This is a genomic window from Sporosarcina gallistercoris, from assembly GCF_014836415.1.
Taxonomy (GTDB): Bacteria; Bacillota; Bacilli; order Bacillales_A; family Planococcaceae; genus Sporosarcina; species Sporosarcina gallistercoris.
In genome coordinates this window covers 96,742-115,865 of sequence record NZ_JACSQY010000009.1, presented here as the reverse complement: position 1 = coordinate 115,865, position 19,124 = coordinate 96,742, and the positions used below count along the sequence as shown (strand labels likewise).

18 protein-coding genes are annotated in these 19,124 nt (G+C 43.5%); 13 read left to right on the top strand and 5 right to left on the bottom strand.

Translation table 11 applies throughout. From position 1 onward, the window contains the following. Window positions 1-17: 17 nt before the first annotated feature. The 6 genes from H9659_RS12130 (at window position 18) to H9659_RS12105 (ending at window position 6,375) form a co-directional block, all read left to right on the top strand. On the top strand, window positions 18-1,466 hold the full coding sequence (locus H9659_RS12130; RefSeq protein WP_191690857.1) for an aldehyde dehydrogenase family protein: 1,449 nt from the start codon (window positions 18-20) through the stop codon (window positions 1,464-1,466). 46 nt (window positions 1,467-1,512) lie between these two features. Next, window positions 1,513-2,394: an NAD(P)-dependent oxidoreductase gene (locus H9659_RS12125; RefSeq protein WP_191690855.1), complete on the top strand. Its 882-nt coding sequence runs from the start codon at window positions 1,513-1,515 to the stop codon at window positions 2,392-2,394. Between the two features lie 38 nt (window positions 2,395-2,432). Next, window positions 2,433-3,233 carry a DUF3100 domain-containing protein gene (locus H9659_RS12120; protein ID WP_191690853.1) on the top strand — a complete coding sequence of 267 codons (801 nt, stop codon included), beginning with the start codon at window positions 2,433-2,435 and terminating at the stop codon, window positions 3,231-3,233. Then, a complete protein-coding gene (locus H9659_RS12115) occupies window positions 3,233-3,685 on the top strand; it encodes a hypothetical protein (protein ID WP_191690850.1) in 453 nt (150 codons plus the stop codon). Before H9659_RS12120 ends, H9659_RS12115 begins: the two co-directional genes overlap by 1 nt. A 448-nt stretch (window positions 3,686-4,133) precedes the next feature. Next, entirely contained in the window at window positions 4,134-5,144 is a 1,011-nt protein-coding gene (locus tag H9659_RS12110) for a proline racemase family protein (protein ID WP_191690848.1), read from the top strand. A 22-nt stretch (window positions 5,145-5,166) separates the two neighbouring features. After that, a complete protein-coding gene (locus tag H9659_RS12105; protein WP_191690846.1) occupies window positions 5,167-6,375 on the top strand; it encodes a dicarboxylate/amino acid:cation symporter in 1,209 nt (402 codons plus the stop codon). A gap of 37 nt (window positions 6,376-6,412) precedes the next feature. On the opposite strand, the gene H9659_RS12100 is transcribed toward H9659_RS12105, so the two are convergent. Continuing rightward, the gene (locus tag H9659_RS12100) at window positions 6,413-6,949 is read right to left on the bottom strand and encodes a helix-turn-helix domain-containing protein (protein WP_225217817.1); all 537 of its coding nucleotides are present in this window, start codon (window positions 6,947-6,949) and stop codon (window positions 6,413-6,415) included. An 82-nt stretch (window positions 6,950-7,031) separates the two neighbouring features. On the opposite strand from H9659_RS12100, the gene H9659_RS12095 reads away from it, so the two are divergent. After that, a complete protein-coding gene (locus H9659_RS12095) occupies window positions 7,032-8,027 on the top strand; it encodes an ornithine cyclodeaminase family protein (RefSeq protein ID WP_191690843.1) in 996 nt (331 codons plus the stop codon). Between the two features lie 134 nt (window positions 8,028-8,161). Here the strand turns inward: H9659_RS12095 and H9659_RS12090 are convergent, their stop codons facing one another. The 4 genes from H9659_RS12090 to H9659_RS12075 are packed head-to-tail and all read right to left on the bottom strand — an operon-like array spanning window position 8,162 to window position 11,798. Further along, entirely contained in the window at window positions 8,162-9,388 is a 1,227-nt protein-coding gene (locus tag H9659_RS12090) for an NAD(P)/FAD-dependent oxidoreductase (protein WP_191690840.1), read from the bottom strand. After that, entirely contained in the window at window positions 9,381-9,719 is a 339-nt protein-coding gene (locus H9659_RS12085; protein WP_191690838.1) for a (2Fe-2S)-binding protein, read from the bottom strand. The genes H9659_RS12090 and H9659_RS12085 overlap by 8 nt, the downstream gene beginning before the upstream one ends. Continuing rightward, window positions 9,716-10,033, bottom strand: a complete 318-nt coding sequence (locus H9659_RS12080; protein ID WP_191690939.1) for a (2Fe-2S)-binding protein — start codon at window positions 10,031-10,033, stop codon at window positions 9,716-9,718. Before H9659_RS12080 ends, H9659_RS12085 begins: the two co-directional genes overlap by 4 nt. Before the next feature lie 28 nt (window positions 10,034-10,061). After that, window positions 10,062-11,798 (bottom strand): sigma-54 interaction domain-containing protein, encoded by a 1,737-nt coding sequence (locus H9659_RS12075; protein ID WP_191690836.1) that lies wholly within the window; start codon window positions 11,796-11,798, stop codon window positions 10,062-10,064. A gap of 166 nt (window positions 11,799-11,964) precedes the next feature. On the opposite strand from H9659_RS12075, the gene H9659_RS12070 reads away from it, so the two are divergent. The 6 genes from H9659_RS12070 to H9659_RS12045 all read left to right on the top strand — a co-directional run bounded on the left by H9659_RS12070 (window position 11,965) and on the right by H9659_RS12045 (window position 19,075). After that, window positions 11,965-13,137 (top strand): NAD(P)/FAD-dependent oxidoreductase, encoded by a 1,173-nt coding sequence (locus H9659_RS12070; protein WP_191690937.1) that lies wholly within the window; start codon window positions 11,965-11,967, stop codon window positions 13,135-13,137. After that, window positions 13,137-14,180, top strand: coding sequence for a proline racemase family protein (locus H9659_RS12065; protein ID WP_191690834.1), 1,044 nt, complete (start codon window positions 13,137-13,139; stop codon window positions 14,178-14,180). Before H9659_RS12070 ends, H9659_RS12065 begins: the two co-directional genes overlap by 1 nt. Then, a complete protein-coding gene (locus H9659_RS12060; RefSeq protein ID WP_191690832.1) occupies window positions 14,177-15,097 on the top strand; it encodes a proline racemase family protein in 921 nt (306 codons plus the stop codon). Before H9659_RS12065 ends, H9659_RS12060 begins: the two co-directional genes overlap by 4 nt. 82 nt (window positions 15,098-15,179) lie before the next feature. Beyond that, window positions 15,180-16,643 carry a Na+/H+ antiporter NhaC gene (nhaC, locus tag H9659_RS12055; RefSeq protein ID WP_191690830.1) on the top strand — a complete coding sequence of 488 codons (1,464 nt, stop codon included), beginning with the start codon at window positions 15,180-15,182 and terminating at the stop codon, window positions 16,641-16,643. Window positions 16,644-16,670: 27 nt separating this feature from the next. After that, window positions 16,671-17,564 carry a 4-hydroxy-tetrahydrodipicolinate synthase gene (gene dapA, locus H9659_RS12050; protein ID WP_191690828.1) on the top strand — a complete coding sequence of 298 codons (894 nt, stop codon included), beginning with the start codon at window positions 16,671-16,673 and terminating at the stop codon, window positions 17,562-17,564. Window positions 17,565-17,584: 20 nt separating this feature from the next. After that, window positions 17,585-19,075, top strand: coding sequence for an aldehyde dehydrogenase family protein (locus tag H9659_RS12045; protein ID WP_191690826.1), 1,491 nt, complete (start codon window positions 17,585-17,587; stop codon window positions 19,073-19,075). Window positions 19,076-19,124: the final 49 nt, after the last annotated feature.

Genomic DNA, 19,124 nt, shown 5'->3' with positions numbered 1-19,124 from the left:
GTAAAGGGGATGTATGCATGAGTTCTACTTATCATAACTATATTAATGGGGAATGGGTCTCATCGATTACGAATGAAACGTATGCAAGTCTGAATCCAGCGAACCAAGATGTATTAGGATATTTTCAGAAGTCGAATGAAGCCGATGTAGAGCGGGCGATTCAAGCAGCAGAAGAAGCGTTTCCAAGTTGGGCAACTACGGCCGCACCCACTCGTGGTGATGTGTTGTTTTCACTCATTCGATTGCTGGAAGCGCAACAAGAGGAATTAGCGACGATTATTACGAAAGAAGTCGGAAAGTCGTTCAGGGAAGCAAATGGTGAAGTGCGGAAAACGATTGAAGCGATGAAACAGTTCAGTGGTGAAGCAACCCGGATGACAGGAGAAACGGTTCCTTCGCACGATTCAGGGATTTTCGCATATACAATTCGGGAACCGCTTGGGGTAGTGGGGGTAATTGCTCCGTATAATTTCCCGCTCGGTATTGGAATTTGGAAGATTGCTCCGGCTATTATTGCGGGAAATACAGTGATTTTCAAGCCAGCAAGCAATACTTCTTTGATCAGCATCAAAATTATGGAGTTGTTCGAACAAGCGGGCGTGCCTGCGGGAGTCATTAATATGGTGACTGGGCCCGGTGGTGTGATTGGAAACGCAATCGGCAGTCATGAAAAGATTAAAGCGGTGTCGTTTACGGGGTCTACACAAGTAGGGCTTGCACTCGGCAAAGCAGTGAGCGCGCGAGGTGCCAAAATGCAAGCCGAGATGGGAGGTAAAAACCCATCGATTGTATTAGAAGATGCAGATCTCGATGAAACCGTGGAAAACCTAGTTATTAGTGGTTTTTTGGATAATGGTCAACGGTGTACAGGTACAAGTCGCCTGATTGTCCTTCGTTCCATTGCTGAAGATTTGACGAAGAAACTGGTCGCGCGGACTCGAAAGTTGAAAATAGGGGATGGATTCGCTGAAAACGTGGATAACGGTCCTGTTGTCGATGACAGTCAGTTGAAAACTTATTTGCATTACGTAAAAACAGCAATTGATGAGGGCGCTACTCTCGAATGCGGCGGAGAACAGTTAAAGGAAAATGGATTGGATAAAGGTTACTTTGTGGCTCCGACGTTATTCAGTGGAGTGACACAGGATATGACTATTTTTAAAGAAGAGATATTTGGTCCAGTGATGGCGATGACCGTAGTCGATTCGTATGAAGAAGCATTGGAGCTCGCAAATGATAGCGAATTCGGGTTGTCTTCAACGATCTATACGAACGACTTGAACAAGGCATTTCACTTCATCCGCAATATTGAATCGGGTGTGACCCATGTGAATATCCCGTCCAATTATTTTGAGAATCAGTATCCATTTGGTGGAAAAAAAGCGTCCAGCATCGGTCCACGTGAGCAAGGCTCGACAACGTTGGATTTCTGGACGGATTATAAAACGGTTTATATCCGACCGTAAATACTGAGCGATCCATCAAATAGGTAGAATGATAGGAGGGGATCCTGTGCAAACAATCGGTATTGTTGGATGCGGACTCATGGGGTACGGAATCGCGACGAATCTAGTCCGTAAAGGATATGTAGTCAAAGTGTACGATACGAATCCGGAAGCGGTAAAACGTGTAGTGGATGAAGGGGCGGATGGAGCTTCTTCGGTTCCGGAGCTAGCGAGGTGGAGTGACGTATTAATTTTATCACTACCATCCACCGAGTTAGTCGAAAAAGTGTTAGTGGATGGAAAAGAAGGCGCGTTGCCACACATGAAGTACGGAAGTGCCGTGCTCGATATGAGTACGAATGACGTTGCAAGGACGAGATTATTAGAGGAAGCTGCCGGTGTCATTGGCGTCTCGTATTTCGACTGTCCAGTGAGTGGTGGACCAGACGGCGCAATTACAGGCTCACTTACCATTATGGTTGGAGGATCTGAAGAGAAGTTTTCACAAGTCTCTTCTGTGCTCCAAGCGATGGGCGGTCACGTTGAGTATATAGGATCCAGTGGTGCCGGACAAATCGTCAAGTTATGTAATAACATGGTTGTCGGTGGCATCATCTCCTTGTTAAGTGAAGCTTTGTTAACTGGGGAACGTGCAGGAGTGTCAAAAGAAAAGCTGGCAGAGCTCTTTCAAAAAGGGTCAGGGCAAACGAGAGTTATGGAAGTATTCGGACCGACAATTATTAACGAAACTTTTGACGATGTGACGTTTTCAATGGCTAATATGCGGAAAGATTTGTCGCTCTATCGAAACTTAGCGAAATCGGAAGGGCTACCGACTGCAATTAGTGATGCAGCATTCCAGTTGTTTACACGTGCGAGCTCAGAAGGTGACAACAGGCGAGACGCAACCGCTGTTGCAGAATTGCTTGCCCATGAAATACGGCGTTGACTCATCGCAAGTAAGGGGAAGAATAAGGGGGGATTGGGATGGATGGAAACGAGAATTCACTTGCTGGGATTTGGAAAGATTGGCGGTTACATGCAATCGTACTTGGGATTGTTATTGTTACTGAACTGATTGGCACGTTTAAGATTCCTGTAGGACCGGGTGTAATTTTGTTGCTTCCGATGTTGTATGCACTCGTAATTGGTCTAGGACTATTTTTTTCACCAGTCGTTAAAGAGAAGCAATCTAAAAATGCTGAGCCGATTATCGTACTAGGTGTTTCGTTATTGCTCGCGAAAATCGGAGTCATTATTGGTCCATCTTTACCCGAAGTCATTGCTGCTGGCCCAGCATTACTATTACAGGAACTCGGGAACTTAGGGACGATCTTAATCGCGCTACCTGTTGCAATTTGGTTAGGGATGAAGCGTGAAGCGGTCGGAATGACGCACTCGATCGGTCGCGAACCGAACGTCGGACTCATTATGGACAAATTCGGAATCAATTCTCCTGAAGGCCGCGGAGTGATGGCAATGTATATCTTTGGTACAGTATTCGGAGCCGTATTCCTTGGACTTATCTCTGGGTTGCTTGCGACGTTAACACCATTAAGTCCGCTATCATTTGCGATGGCGTCAGGTGTAGGGAGTGGAAGTATGATGGCGGCAGCAAGTGGCTCGCTAATAGCCGCATTCCCTGAATTGGAATCGCAAATCGTTGCTTTTTCAGGGGCGAGTAATTTGCTGTCACTTTCAACAGGGTTATGGGTGAGTATCTTCATCGGACTTCCATTAACTGAAAAAATCTATGCGCGCATGACTCGTAACAGGGAGGGATACTGATGCTGAAAAACATTCAAGAATGGGTACTATTGCTTGGGATATTTGGCATCACCGCCCTCGTTGGAAACTGGGCAGGATATGATATACTGCCACTTGCAGCGATTCCGGGAATGATTACGCTCATTGTCATCTGTTTAGCAGGATTCATCCTAAGAGAACTAATCCCTGTGAACTTCCCAAGTATCGCTTACATTTCCCTTATCGGTGTTCTCGTTTCTATGCCGTGGTTCCCTGGATCCGAGAAAGTGGTGGAATGGACGACTGAAGTCCAACTACTAGCACTTGCGACACCGATTTTAGCATACGCAGGTATCGCAATTGGGCGTTCATTGACCGACTTTGTGAAACTAGGGTGGAAAACAATTGTTGTTGCGACATTAGTTATGCTGGGGACATTTCTCGGTTCCGCAGTGATTGCAGAACTCATTTTACGGTTCCAAGGAATAATTTAAATCTATTCTAAACAGTCGGGAAAATAGTTTAACAATCTCTTTTTGAATTTATGAAGAGTGTGAATGATAATTGGATTTCTATCCAGCTTTTGAAGAATGGCATAAAAGTCAATGTTCAATGGGTTTATAGATGCTGTCATATAAGATAGGAATTAAGTAATCAATCGAAAATGTCACGCACTCAATTGGGATTCCCCTAATTGAGGACGTGACATTTTTTGCTTTAGTGAAAACTGACTCAAGAGTGAATCTTAAGAAGCACAAATAAAAGGTTTAGATGTATTCGAATGGCTATCTTGTAGGAAAGTGGACAAAAGTTTGGGCTGTAATTGATAAGTGATAAACATAAACTCATGAAATTTTAAATTGACTAGTTTGATATATTTCGATTATACTGAATTTAAGTACCACTTCAATAATGGAGTGAATTCAATAAGGAGATGGAAAAATGATTATTAATAAGATGATTTCAACGGTGGATATGCATGTGTCTGGTGAACCTTTACGAATTATTACGGATGGTTTTCCGGAGATTAAAGGAAACACGCAATTAGAACGTAGAGAGTATTGTATGGAACATCTAGATGAGTTTAGAAAAGTTTTGATGTATGAACCTCGAGGTCATCACGGTATGTATGGATGTATCATCACACCACCCGCAAAAGAGGATTCAGACTTTGGAGTGCTGTTCATGCACAATGAAGGCTGGAGTACAATGTGTGGGCACGGAATTATCGCCGTTGTCACGATGGGGATTGAAACAGGGCGTTTCGAGGTTACTGAAGAGCGACCAAGATTCGTGATCGATAGTCCGGCTGGTGAAGTAATCGCGTATGCCAATGTGGAAGGAAATAGAGTGAAGTCTGTGTCTTTTGAAAATGTGCCTTCATTCGTTTTGGAAAAATCGATTGAAATGACAATCGAAGGAAAAGATTTAGTCGCCGATATCGCTTTCGGTGGTGCATTCTATGTAATTATGGATTCGAACCAATTGAACTTTAAAGTATCCAAGAAGGATCTTCCACACTTACAAAAGTGGGGTACGAAAATCAAGCATTATGTCGAGGCGAACTATAACGTGGTACATCCTGATGAGCCAGGGTTAAAAGGGATTTATGGAGTGATCTATTCCGACTCCCCTGTAAAAGGAGACTCGGATTTACGAAACGTAACAATATTTGCAGATGAGCAAGTCGATCGTTCTCCTTGTGGCACGGGCACGTCTGCTAGGCTAGCAACTTTATATACCCATGGAAAAATGAAAAATGGGGATTCCTTTATCCATGAGTGTATTACGGATGGCCAATTTAAAGGGGACATCATTGGAGAAGCGACGATTGCAGGCATTCCAGGTGTTGTACCTCAAGTTGAAGGGACTGCATATATTACCGGTTTCCATCAGTTTGTGACAGATCCTGAAGATGAATTACCAACGGGGTTCTTGTTGGAAGACAAGTGAATTAGACGGGATGGGATACTAAATGGGATGGTGGAAAAAGCAGCATCTATTCGTTCAAGTTGCAATCGGTGCGGTTATCGGTATTGTGCTAGGAATCATTCTGAAAGAGAATGTGAGCTATATTGCTCCAATCGGAGATATATTTATTAGATTGCTTCAATGGCTCATCGTCCCTTTAACTTTTCTAGTATTAATAGATGGAATAACGAATCTTCCTAGTGTTAAGTCATTGCGATCGATAGGTGGCGTAACGATAGTCTATTATATGGCGACTACTGTTATAGCTTCATCCATCGGCATAGGCGTTGCCTTAGTTATGAATCCAGGTAAAAATTCTGTAGGGATGCTGACAGACGGGGAAACGATATCTCCGGAAGAATTCAACTTCGTAGACAACTTGGTCTCCTGGACCCCTAATAATCTATTCGGTGGTTTCGTTGAAATGAATATGTTGCAGATTATTATCGGTGCTATTATTATCGGCGTTGCTCTTCTTAGTATGGGAGATAAGGCTAAAACAGTACGGCTGTTCTTTCAAGAAGGAGCGGCCTTAATGTTGAAGGTCACAGACATGATCATGGTCCTCGCACCTCTTGGTGTACTAGCGCTTATAGCCAAATTAGTAGGGACGACAGATATGTCGATCATCTCTTCTGCATTGTACTATGTGCTTAGTGCTCTTATAGGCTTGGCGATATTATTATTCATTGTCTACCCGACATTCATCGCGCTGTTCACGAAATTTAAGCCTTTGGAATTTTTACGTACGATAAGCCCGGCATTGATGCTGGCTGCGGCAACGTCTTCTAGTAATGCTACTTTACCAGCTTCCATGAATGTATCAAAGAAGCTGGGTGTGTCAGATAAGATTTATGGCTTCACATTACCCCTAGGTGCGACAATCAATATGGATGGTTTGGCGGTAACATTTGGTGTCACTGCGATCTTTGCAGCGAACTTGTATGACATACCAATAACATTTGGCTTGTTGGTTCAGTTTGTTTTTCTGGGACTGGCTCTTTCGATGGGTACAGCGGGGGCTAGGGGAGCGGATATTGTAATGATGGCCATATTGATGACATCATTGGGGTTGCCGTTAGAAATTGTAGCTATTTACGCAGCTGTTTCGCCATTAGTTGATGCAGGAAACACGACGAATAATATTGCAGGTGATTTAACAGGAACTGCAATCGTTCACTCTAAGTATGGTGAAAAATTAAAGGAATTATAAAGCGATGGCCGATGAGAATAATTTGTCTCCTCGGCTATTATTGAAAGTCATAAGAAACACACAGGAAGATGACTTCTTCGTCTGTGTAGTTGTACCAATAATGCGTTTGATTTGAATCGAACATGATGGATTCGTGTTTCTTCAATTCGATTTTTTTATTATTCAATAAAACTGTAAGTACTCCTTTTAAGACAAAGAGGAATTCCTGTCCATTATGTGTAAATGCATTCCCTTCGTTTTGTCCTGGTTTCAAGTTGATGAGTAGAGGTTGGAAAGCATAGTCTTCCAATGAGTGGTGCAAACTTTTGTACATGATATTATGATGATTCAATTTTTCAGTTTCTGATGATGCCTCGTTATTAGCTTGTGCATTTCCTTCATCGAAGAATATAGCGGGACTTACATTTAGAGCTAATGAGAGTTTTTTTAAAGATTCTAACGTGGCATTACTTTTACCTCTTTCCAATTGTGAAAGGAAGCTAATTGAAAACCCTGTCCGATCTGCCACCTCTTTTAAGGTCATTTTGTTTTCTTTCCGAATAACACGGATTCTTTCACCTATGGAATGATCCATCACAAACACTCTCCTCTAAAATTCTTTGACTATATAAGGTATATCACATATTCAAATACGATAAAAGAAAGGGTTGATAGTTTTGATCGTACTCGATGAAAAAACAATCCAAAGCATGTATAAAATGGACAAGGCAGTTGAAGATTTAAAACACCTGTTAAAAGCGAAAGTGGCGGATCAAGTTGAAAATCCTTTACGGACAGTAATTGAATTTAAAAAACATGAAGCAAGCGTCTTATATATGCCGAGTGCGGACTTGGATAAGGAACTGATGGCGATGAAGGCAGTGACGATTTTCCCGCACAACCGGGAGTCAGGAGGCAGAACTACTCAAGGAGTGACACTGGTGTCTGACGCGAAAACTGGTGAACACGTCTCACTCGTCAACGCGTCCTATTTAACACGCTTAAGGACAGGGGCGCTAAGCGCGATTGCAACCGATTTATATGCTGTGGAAAATGCAAAAACTTTAACATGCATCGGGACAGGAGGCATGGCTTTTGAACAAGTGCTTGGTGTATTGGAAGTACGAAATATCAAGACCATCAACCTGGTAAACCGGACTACTTCCAATGCAGAAAAGTTTAAAGAGAAGTTAATAGAATTTGGAATCCCATCATGCATTAACATCGAAGTCATTCAAGAAGAACAAAAATCTAAGGTTGTGAAACAATCACAAATCATCAATTGCAGCACAAGATCGGAGGTACCTGTATTCGATGGTGATGATATTCAACCAGGGACACATGTGAACGGAGTAGGCTCCTATTTGCCGCATATGAGGGAAGTGGATCATACATTCATTCGTCTTGCAGACAAAGTCATTGTGGATGATTTCCATGGCGCCACTGAAGAAGCAGGGGAGCTGATTTATGCAAACGCTCAAAGTGACTGGTCATATGATGACATTCATGGAGAGCTAAAAGACGCCTACGTAGGGACAATAACAGCACGCGAAAACGAACACGAAATCTCATTCTTTAAATGCGTCGGGGCAGCTTACTTCGACCTAGCCGTGGCAATCGGAGTATACGAAACAGCAAAAGAACAAAAACTAGGACAGCATGTAACAATCTAAAGTGTTATAAGGGAAGAGTTCATAGGGACTTGGACATTACTTTTATACTCTGTACGTAAAAATCATAATAAGAAAAACAAATGCCCTGAAAGTCGTTTTACAGACTTACAGGGCATCTTCAATATTAAGCATTTTTAACTATGAACTTCCACTTTAGCTTGTTGATTATATTCCTCCCAATATTGTTGGAGCTTTTGTTTACCTTCTTTGACGGCAGGATGGAATTGAATGAACGCATTGTCACGAGTATGTTCAATCTTCTTAATTGCTTCCTTGATTTCAACCTCCTGTTTGCCTCCGCTCATGCTGTTCGTAATCGAAAGGCCCGCAGTAACGCCTTGGCTAATTGCCACTTTAGCTCCTTCAACTCCCGTAATGTTCCCAGCTACATAGAGTCCATCTAACACTGTCTCCATTCGCTCATTGTGAAGAGGAACGTATCCACCTAATTCTTCGATATAAAAGAATGGACAACCAGCAACTGCCGCCAACTCCGCCAATGGATACAATCCGCCAGATATGCAAACGAAGTCTGCGCTGATATTCTCTTCAGTTCCAGGAATTACTTCACCTGACATGCTAATCGTCGCAATGGTCACGCCTTCTACAGCTCCGTTTCCGTAAATATTAATGACTGCTTTTCGCAGCATAATTGGAATGTCCCACATCTTCACGCCTTTTTTGGGGAAAAACGTAATCCCCATTTTTTTCATGAAGTCATTCTTCATCAACTTGCTCCCGAACTTTACGAAAGCTGAAGGAGCCATATGTGAAACGTGTAGCAGTGAATTCATGACATCCATTGGATTACCGGATTCCTTGGTCACTTGATTCATCTTCGGCAACGTGATGCAGGCAACGTCGACATCAGCCAGCTTCAGTTCCATTGCGATAGCGGATGACAGTACGTTGACACCAATGATCACTCCGCGATTTCCGGGTTTGACTCTATGTACATTCGTCATCACTTGAGCAGCTCCTACGGACATAACTCCTGGAAGCGTCCAGCCTGGTATTGGAAGTGGTACTTCAGCTGCACCTGTTGCGAGCAATAAATGAGAAGTATAGTATGTTTCTTCATCTGTATAAATCACCCAGGATCCGTTTAACTTTTCAATATTAGAAACGGGGGTGCCTAACCGAATTTCAATGCCCAGTGCAACGGCTTTGTCATAGAGACTTTTGGATTCAATGATTCCATTCCACCATTTACCGTTTTCTTCTTCATAGAGCTGACCTAATAATCGTCCGCCTGCCAGCATATATTCATCCAGAATTAGAACTTCGTACCCGTTTTCTGCGACAGTGATGGCGGCGGACAAGCCTGCGGGTCCCGCTCCGATTACAATGACTCTATTCATTATTCGACCTCCAGTCTTTCACAGATGTCAGGAATTTTTCGCCGCTCGATACCGACATGCCTTCTTGCACAGGAGTCAAACAAGCTCTTACGCCTTGCTGTCCATTTACATTGACACGGCATTCGAAACAGTGCCCGATATTACAATAGATTCCACGAGGTGTGCCGCTTTCTTCATGAACACGTAACGTCCGGATATTATTCGCAAGCAATGCAGCGGCAAGTGACTCGTTCCTTAACCCATGTAATACCGTATCGTTAAATTTGAAAGAAACCATATCGGTATCGTCTACCTTATCCAATACTGGATGGTTAATGATTCTACTCGTCATTTTGTAATTCCCCCTAAACTGCCGAAACTCACCGGTCGAATCGGCGGCTGATATTTTAAGGTCACTTGTGTAAGATCCCTTCCGACAGAAGCATGAGCGATGCTGTCCACCATCGATCGGCACGTTCTTCCTCCGCAATACCCCATGCCCGCACGTGTGCGTAGTTTCAGTTCTCGTGCGGAGCAATTATACGTTTCAGCTGTCTTCTTCAATTCACCATAAGTAACTTCTTCGCATCTGCAAATGATCATTTCTTTTTCCGACAAGTCCCTCACCTCATTCTTATACTTTGTGTATACGCATACAGAAATCATATGCAAGAATGAGGCCAAGTTTTGGATTCTATAAGTGGATCCCTAACTTATTCATACGATTATAGAGAGTGGCTCTCGTGATTTCTAAGTTTTTGGCGCAAAGAAGTTTGTTGCCATTGACTTTACTTAGTTCCTTTAAGATGATGTCTTTTTCATAGAATTGTAATTGTTCTTGCAGTGAAAGCTTTTCAGTAGGACTCGACTGGCAGGAGGTGAGGACAATCTGTTCAGTTGCAGTGGACTGTGGAATCCTCTCCATTTCGCTCGGGAGATCATCGACACGAATTTCCCCGTTCTCTGAAAACGCAACGAGTCGCTCGATGGCATTCTTCAGTTCACGAATGTTGCCTGGCCATGCATGTTGTAGCAATGCCTGCATGACAGCTTGCGAAATTCCATGGATTGGCCGATTATACTTCACGGATAATTCGTACAGGAAGTAGTGCGTCAGCTCAATGATATCTTCAGGCCGTTCTCGCAGCGGAGGAACTTTGAAGTTGACGACATTTAACCGGTAGTAGAGATCTTCTCTGAATTTCCCTTCCTTTATCAATTCCTTCAAATCACGATTGGTTGCCGCAACGACTCGGAAATCCACTTCAATCTCTTTTGTACCCCCGACTGTATAAAACTTTTTCTCTTGTAGAAGCCTGAGGATTTTCACCTGCATCTCCAGAGGCATTTCTCCGATTTCATCTAAGAACAGAGTACCGTTCTTCGCAAGTTCCACTTTTCCTTTTTTCCCTTTCTGATTAGCTCCTGAGAACGCTCCTTTTTCGTATCCGAAGATTTCACTTTCAAATAATCCGCTCGGAATCGCCCCGCAGTTTATCGCAACGAATGGCGAACTTTCAGGCTCCCGTAAGTTATGGATCGCTTTAGCAAACAATTCTTTTCCTACGCCGCTTTCGCCGTAAATGAGAACAGCTGCATCTGAAGTGGCTGCTTTGCGGGCAATCTCCAATGTTTGTTTAATGGCAGGACTGTTTCCTTTTATATATGAAAATGGATTCACCGAAGGGGACGTCTTTCTAACTTCTTCTTCCAGGATGAAGAGTTTTTCAGATGTATTGTAAAGTTCGTTATTTAATAGAATCTGACTCGTAATATCTGTTTCGGAAACGACTGCGCCGATGATTTCTTCGTTCAAATAGACAGGTTTGGAATTGATCATGACGACGAGATCTTGACGGGCATGATGCTGTCTATGGTGAACGGACTTGCCATCTTTTAGCGCATTCAATATTTCCAACCTTTCGGGACTGAAGAAGTTGGTAATGGGCTGACCGATGATGTCTTTTTCTTTTACAGAAAATATCTCTTCAGCGCCTTTTGTCCAATAGATCACATTCGCATCTTGGTCAATGACTGTGCAGGATTCGTCAATCGTATCTAATATAGTTTTCAAATAGGCTTGTGCTCGTTGGTATTCCGTGAATAAGTGTTTAGAAAATACTTCGTACGTCAGGAAACCTGCGTACTCATTGGAAGTATTCAAAATAAGGGCGATATCATCAGTTCTAAGTATCTCGTGGAAATCTTCAATAGTACTGTTTACCGACAGTGTCTTGCAAGGGACAAAGGAAACTTCGTCTGAGGAATCACCGATTTTTACCCATTGTGGTCCCGCATCTGTATTCCGAAATACGTTCTTGGGCATTTCTTTCGCAACTCGTTCTAATAACTTCTTCTTGGGTACCCCTGATTCAATGATGACAAAATCTGTATTCACTAGTCTGCTGAGTAGTTTTTGTGAAAGTTTCATAAGATTACACACCTCAAGTGTCAAAATATTTTAAACGTATAAATAATTTTACACTAGTTATTAGAATTTTCAATAGAGATTGATAATATGCTAGGGATTTCAATTTTGGCATGCAACTTGCAATAGATATAAACAAGCGAGCGAAAGGGGGATAAATGTAGTGAATATGAAACATCGAGATGTGGTCGTCATTGGCGGCGGAATCATTGGGGCATCGATTGCCTATTATGGTTCGAAAGCGGGTCTTGATATTACCGTCCTTGAAAAGAAAGAGTTAGCAAGCGGTACCTCCTCCAGATGTGATGGAAACATACTTGCAATCGATAAAGATCCAGGTTTTGATAGTCAAATGTCTTTGAAAAGTCAGATGCTTGTCCATGAATTGGACAAAGAACTTGAAGTGTCTTTTGAATACCGTAATCCAGGAAGTATCTTAGTATGTGAAAACGATGCTGAAATGGAAGCAGCGAATCAGTGGGTTAAGAAGCAGCAAGAAGCGGGTCTGGAGTTTAAAATGCTGGACCGTGAAGACTTGCGCAATGAATCCAAGTACTTTGCAGATGACTTGTATGGTGGCTTGGAATGTAAGACGGATTCAACTGTGAATCCATATATGATGACGTATTCCATGTTTCATAGTGCCGAAAAGAACGGTGCGAAAATACATACGAATACAGAAGTGAAAAATGTATCAAAAAATGAAACAGGTCAGTTTGTGATTGAAACGGATAATGGAACGTATACCGCCAAAAAGGTAGTCAATGCCGGGGGGGTATGGGCCCCGAAACTAGGAGCTATGGTTGGACTCGACATTCCGATCCTTCCTAGAAAAGGTCAGCTTATTGTCGCTTCACGTCAGCAACCTGTAGGTTTGAGAAAAGTGATGGAGTTCGGGTATCTCATATCGAAATTTGGCGGGGAGCGAATTGTAGATGACGAAACGGAAAAATACGGCGTCGCTCTTGTTTTCGAACCTACTGAAAGCCAAAACTTCCTAATTGGAAGCAGCCGGGAATTCGGTGGCTTCGATACGAAAGTGAATCAAGAAGTGACGAAACTCATTGCGAAACGGGCGATCCGGTTTTATCCGAAAATTGCTGATATGACAGTGATCCGGACCTATGCGGGATTGCGGCCGTGGACGGAAGACCACTTGCCGATCATTTCACGAGTTGAGGAAATACCAGGCTATTTCATAGCGGCGGGTCATGAAGGGGATGGAATCAGTCTTGCGGCTGTGACAGGTAAGCTGATTGAGGAAATGCTGAGTGACAAAGAAACGTGCATTCCAATCGAGCCGCTTCAGCTGAGCCGGTTTAAAGAAAGGGTGACAATCTGATGAATTATCAGCGACTGTTTACAACGATTGATACACATACGGGAGGAAATCCGACTCGAACACTGATTAGCGGGTTGCCTCCTTTAGTTGGGAAAACGATGTCGGAAAAGATGTTGTATATGGAAGAAAACTATGACTGGATTCGAAAGTTTTTGATGAATGAACCGCGGGGGCATGGAGTGATGTCAGGAGCGTTATGGACAGAACCGTGTCATCCTGATGCCGATGTCGGTGTCATTTACATTGAAACAGGCGGCTATTTGCCGATGTGCGGACATGACACAATCGGATTCTGCACAGCACTTGTTGAAGCAGGTCTCATCGAAGTCCATGAACCGTTTACGAATATCAATATAGATACGCCTGCTGGTCTGATTGCAGTCAAAATCAAGGTCAAAAACGGTAAAGCCGAAGAGGTGACGTTCAATAATGTACCTGCCTTCCTATTGAAGACCGTCGAAATTGACGTTGAAGGAATCGGACATGTGGAATGCGATATTGCGTATGGCGGGAATTTCTATGGCATTATCGATGCGCGTAAACTGAATCTGGCATTGGTAGAAAACAATGCAACAACGATCATTAATCAGGCGATCGACATCCGGAATGCCATCAATGCAACTGAGGAAGTAGTGCATCCGGAGTTTCCGTTCATAGCGGGGTTGACGCATATCGAATTTTACACAGATCCCGTTCATCCTGAGGCGGATATGAAAAACACAGTCATTGTGCCGCCAGGAGGGATTGACCGATCCCCATGCGGCACGGGTACGTCTGCGAAACTCGCAACGTTGTATAAGAACAAAGAAATTGGAATGGATGAATTATTCGTCCATGAAAGTATCGTCGGTACATTATTCAAAGCGAAAGTGCTAGAAGAAACGAAAGTGAAAGAGCTGGATGCCGTCATTACAGAAGTGACCGGTTCTGCGTGGATCATGGGCAATCATCGATACTTCTACAACGAAAAAGACCCACTGCGTGAAGGGTATCTGCTCATCCCGCCTATGGAACATGAGTCCGTGAAAGAGGTGTCTTCATGAACTATGAAAAGATGTACAGCACAATAGATACGCATGTAGCAGGTGAAGCATTTAGGATATTGACCCAATCACCGATCAGGTTGTGTGGAGATGGCATACAAGCGCAACACGATGAGCTGAACAATAACTTCTCAAACGAAAAGAATTTGTTATTGAACGAGCCGCGCGGACATCGTGGCATACATGGATGTGTTGTTGTTCCATCTCGAGTGGCCGATTTCTCGTTACTATTTTTCAATCATCAGGGCGTGAGTAACTTCAAATATGAAGGGATACTAGCGACAGTGACGGCATTGCTTGAGACAGGGAATTTGACTCCTTCTGTAGAAGGGCTTTATCGAGTGGAAACCATAAAAGGCATCTATAAGGTGAAAGCGCTTATAAAAAACCAGGAAGTTACTTCCGTTACTATTGAAAACGAGTCGTGTTATGAAATCGAAGCCAATGCGGACCGCACATTGATACGCGTTGACAATGATCGTAACTACTTGCTCTATGCGCTACCGGATTCAATTCCCGGCATTGAATTGGAGCATCTGGCTGAATTGAATCGATGGGGATTGGAACGGATAACAGAATTGGCGAATGAAAACATTGAATATGTTGGAGTTGTCGTTGTCGAATCCGTATCACCTGCACCGGGGAAGATTCGATCTGTAACGTTTGAAAAAGATGGCTATATCTTGCGTTCTCCTGGAGTGGACAGCACATTTGCAATTCTAGCAGCATTTGAACAGAAGGATTCCAGCATATCTGAAATCGAGAATTATAGTGTTTTCGGAAGTTCGCTGATTGGAAAAAGAATCGTGAATGACAAGCCTCAATTCTCGATCGAAACGAAAGCGTTTATCACTGGCAGCCATGAATTCATCTTTGACCAAGAGGATCCATTGAAGGAGGGGTTTTTATTGGTATAGGGAGGATGAAGTGAAATGGATTAAATTTATTGTGAAGAAATGGTAGGGGATGGACACGGGAACGAAAGTAGGGGGGAACGGTATGCAAACTGACAAAAGATTACCTAGTTTAGGCGAAACACTATTTGTCTTAATCGGTTTCGGATTGATTATGACGACGTTCATTCTCAAGTTCGATATTTCAATTCATTTAGCACTGTTGACGACGTGGTTCTTGATCATTCTGGTCGGGTTGAAAATCGGTTATAACTACAAAGAAATGCAGCAAGGTCTTTTGAATGGTGTGAGTGACGGACTGGAAGCGGTTCTCGTCTTGCTTTCCGTCGGCGCTTTAATAGGAACTTGGATCTCTGGGGGGGTCGTACCGTCCATAATTTACTATGGCCTTGCGATTATTGATCCTAATATCTTTTTAATGGCGGCGTTCATCATCTGTACGGTAACTTCGATTGCAACAGGAACTTCTTTTGGTTCAGCAGGGACAGCAGGCATTGCAATGATGGCGATCGGCGCAAGTTTCGGATTTCCATTACCACTTGTTGCAGGCGCAGTCATTTCAGGCTGTTACGTAGGGGATAAGTTATCTCCTTTATCTGATACGACAGTGATGACGGCTTCGCTATCGAAAGTGGACTTGATAGAGCATATCAAATCCATGCTCACGGTTAGTCTGCCTGCATGGTTGATAGCGGCAGTATTGTTCCTGGTAACTGGATTCTTCTTCAATGGAAACGGTGATTTAAGTGCTGCAACGTCCACGATGGCTTCGTTGAATGAGTATTTCAGCATTAGTTGGTATATGCTGATTCCGGCGATTGTCGTTATTGGGTTACTGGCTTTCAAAATGCCGTCCATTCCTGTTATATTATTCGGGGCATTTTTAGGGACGATCTGGGCTTACTTATTCCAGGGAGCAACGTTTTTACAGGCATTCAATGTTATGTACGCCGGTAATACAATTGAATCAGGCGTTGCCTTCATCGACAACTTGTTGAATCGCGGTGGAATTGTGTTCATGCTTGATGTCATCGCACTAATCATCTTTGCACTGGGTGTCGGCGGTTTGATGGAGAGAATTGGTGTCTTACGTGCGATCGGAAACTACTTAGCGAAGTGGGCAAACAATCCTGGTAAAACAACGGTGTCTACTCTTCTTGCTGGTTTTCTAGGAAATCTATTCGGTGGCGCATATGTATCCATCATCACGGCTAGTAAAATCACTGGAGATAACTATGATCGTCAGCATATCGATCGCCGAGTACTTTCCAGAAACACCGAGGCGGGCGGAACAGTGACGACTCCGATGGTCCCGTGGTCGGATGGCGGCGTATTCATGGCTGCAGCACTCGGAGTCTCGACAATGAGTTATTTACCGTTCCTATGGTTCAACATACTGGTGCTCCTGATTTCAGTCATTTACGGATTTACGAACAAATTTATATGGTATACGGAACCCGATGAATCGTCATCAGAGAATATTGAAGGACTTGAAGAGCTAAATAGAACAAAGGAACAACGAACACCGGTTGGAAGTTATTCAAAATAATAAAACAAAAATTAGGAGGAATTTATAATGGTAAAAATTGAAGGAGTATTCCCGGTACTCATTACACCAATGGTCAACGAAAAGGAAATCGATTGGGAAGGATTTAAAAACAACATTGAACACTTCATCGATTCAGGAGTTGCAGGTCTTGCAATTAACGGCAGTACAGGTGAGTTTGTGAGTTTATCTAAAGAGGAGCGCTATCAAGCAGTTGAAGTCGCAGTTGCTCAAGTGAATGGCCGGATTCCTCTCATCGTCGGTACTGCGGCTGAAACAACAGCTGACGCAATCGAATATACACAACAGGCCGAAAAAGCAAGTGCAGACGCTGCATTGCTCATCAACTCGTACTATGCGCATCCGAAAGAGAACGAAATCTATGAGCATTTTAAAGCAGTTGCGGAATCTGTGGAATTTCCAGTAATGATTTACAATAACCCATTCACGTCAGGGGTCGACATTAGCACGGAAACGATTTTAAAAGTGGGCCGTGATGTGAAAAATATTACACACGTCAAGGAATCCAGCGGTGGAATCGGTAAAACCCGGGATATCGCACGCCAAGGTGAAGGGTTCATTGAAGTATTCTGTGGTTCCGAGGATCTTGCAATTGAATCATTCCTAGTTGGGGCAACAGGATGGATTTGCGTGTCCGGAAACATTGCACCACGTCTTGTGACTGATATGTATAATCACGTTCAAAACAATGAAATGGATGAAGCGTGGGCACTATATGACAGGCTTCTGCCACTTTGTGCATTCCTTGAAGGATCAGGGAAATACGTTCAAATAGTTAAAAGGGCAATGGATCTCCAGGGTCTGGCAGGCGGACCTTGCCGCAGACCAAGACTTCCACTGAACGATGAAGAGGAAGCAACATTGAAAGAACTTCTGCAAAGCTTGGAAATCGTAACTAACTGAAAGAAGGAGGCGAATGAGGAATGAAAGTGACTGACTATAAACTGAAGCCGAAAGTTGAAGAATTCCTGCAGGGAGTAAAAGGACTTTATATTGACGGTGACTACAGACCGGCAATTAGCGGGAAAACATTCAATGTCATTAATCCGGCGACGGAAGAAGTGATTGCGCAAGTCAGTGAAGCGCAGCCTGAAGATATCGATGTTGCAGTAGCAGCCGCGAGAAAAGCGTTTGATGAAGGTGAATGGACAAAGATGGAAACGGCAGAGCGCTCCCATCTCATTTATAAGTTTGCAGATCTATTGGAAGAAAACCGTGAAGAGCTTGCACAATTGGAAGCTTTGGATAATGGTAAACCTTACGAAGTCGCACTAGCAGACGATGTAGATGGCACCGTTCAGCATTTCAGATATTATTCAGGTTGGGCGACAAAAATGGTTGGCCAAACGATCCCCGTGTCCAATGATTATTTGAATTACACGGTCCACGAAGCTGTCGGTGTAGTGGGGCAGATCATCCCTTGGAACTTCCCACTAGCTATGGCTGCATGGAAACTTGGATCCGCACTTGCGGTCGGTTGTACAGTCGTTATCAAACCTGCAAGTGAAACACCATTATCGCTTTTATACGTAGCGAAGTTATTCAAAGATGCGGGATTCCCCGACGGAGTTGTCAATGTTGTACCCGGTGCCGGCAGATTAGCAGGAGATGCGATTGTAACGCATCCAGACGTAGATAAAGTCGCGTTTACAGGTTCGACAGCTGTCGGTAAAGGGATCATGCATAAAGTAGCAGATCAGCTCAAAAGTGTCACGCTGGAACTTGGCGGTAAATCCCCGAGCATCATTTGTGAAGATGCGGATCTGGATGAAGCCATTGAAGGGGCTTTTAACGGCACAATGTATAACCACGGACAAAACTGCAGCGCGTGTACACGGGTCTACGTTCACCGTTCACTCCATGAGGAAGTCGTAAATGGATTGGTAGAACGAGCAAACGCATTGAAACTAGGACCTGGAATGGATCCGGAAACTGACATGGGACCACTCGTTTCAGCGAAACAGCAGCAGACCGTCCTCGATTTCATCGAGAAAGGTAAAGAAGAAGGCGCACGTCTAGTCGCAGGTGGCAGCAAAGCGTTCGATACAGGTTTCTACGTTCAACCGACAATATTCGTAGATGTAGAAGACGACATGACAATTGCGCGTGAAGAAATCTTTGGACCAGTTCTATCGGTATTTGTTTTTGACACGGTAGAAGAAGTGATTCAACGTGCAAATGATAGTATTTATGGGTTGGCTGCTAGCGTCTGGACAGAGAACATCAAAACGGGACATTATATAGCAAAAAAACTAAAGGCGGGCACTGTCTGGATCAATGACTTCGGCATCGAAATCGAAACCATGCCATTCGGTGGCTACAAACAATCGGGAATCGGCCGTGAAATGGGCGGAGAATACGGTTTAGCTAACTACACAGAAGTGAAGAGTGTATTTGTGAATATTAAACAATAGTTTCTTACAGACGAAATGGTCTTGGATTTTTCTCCAAGAGTATTTTTCT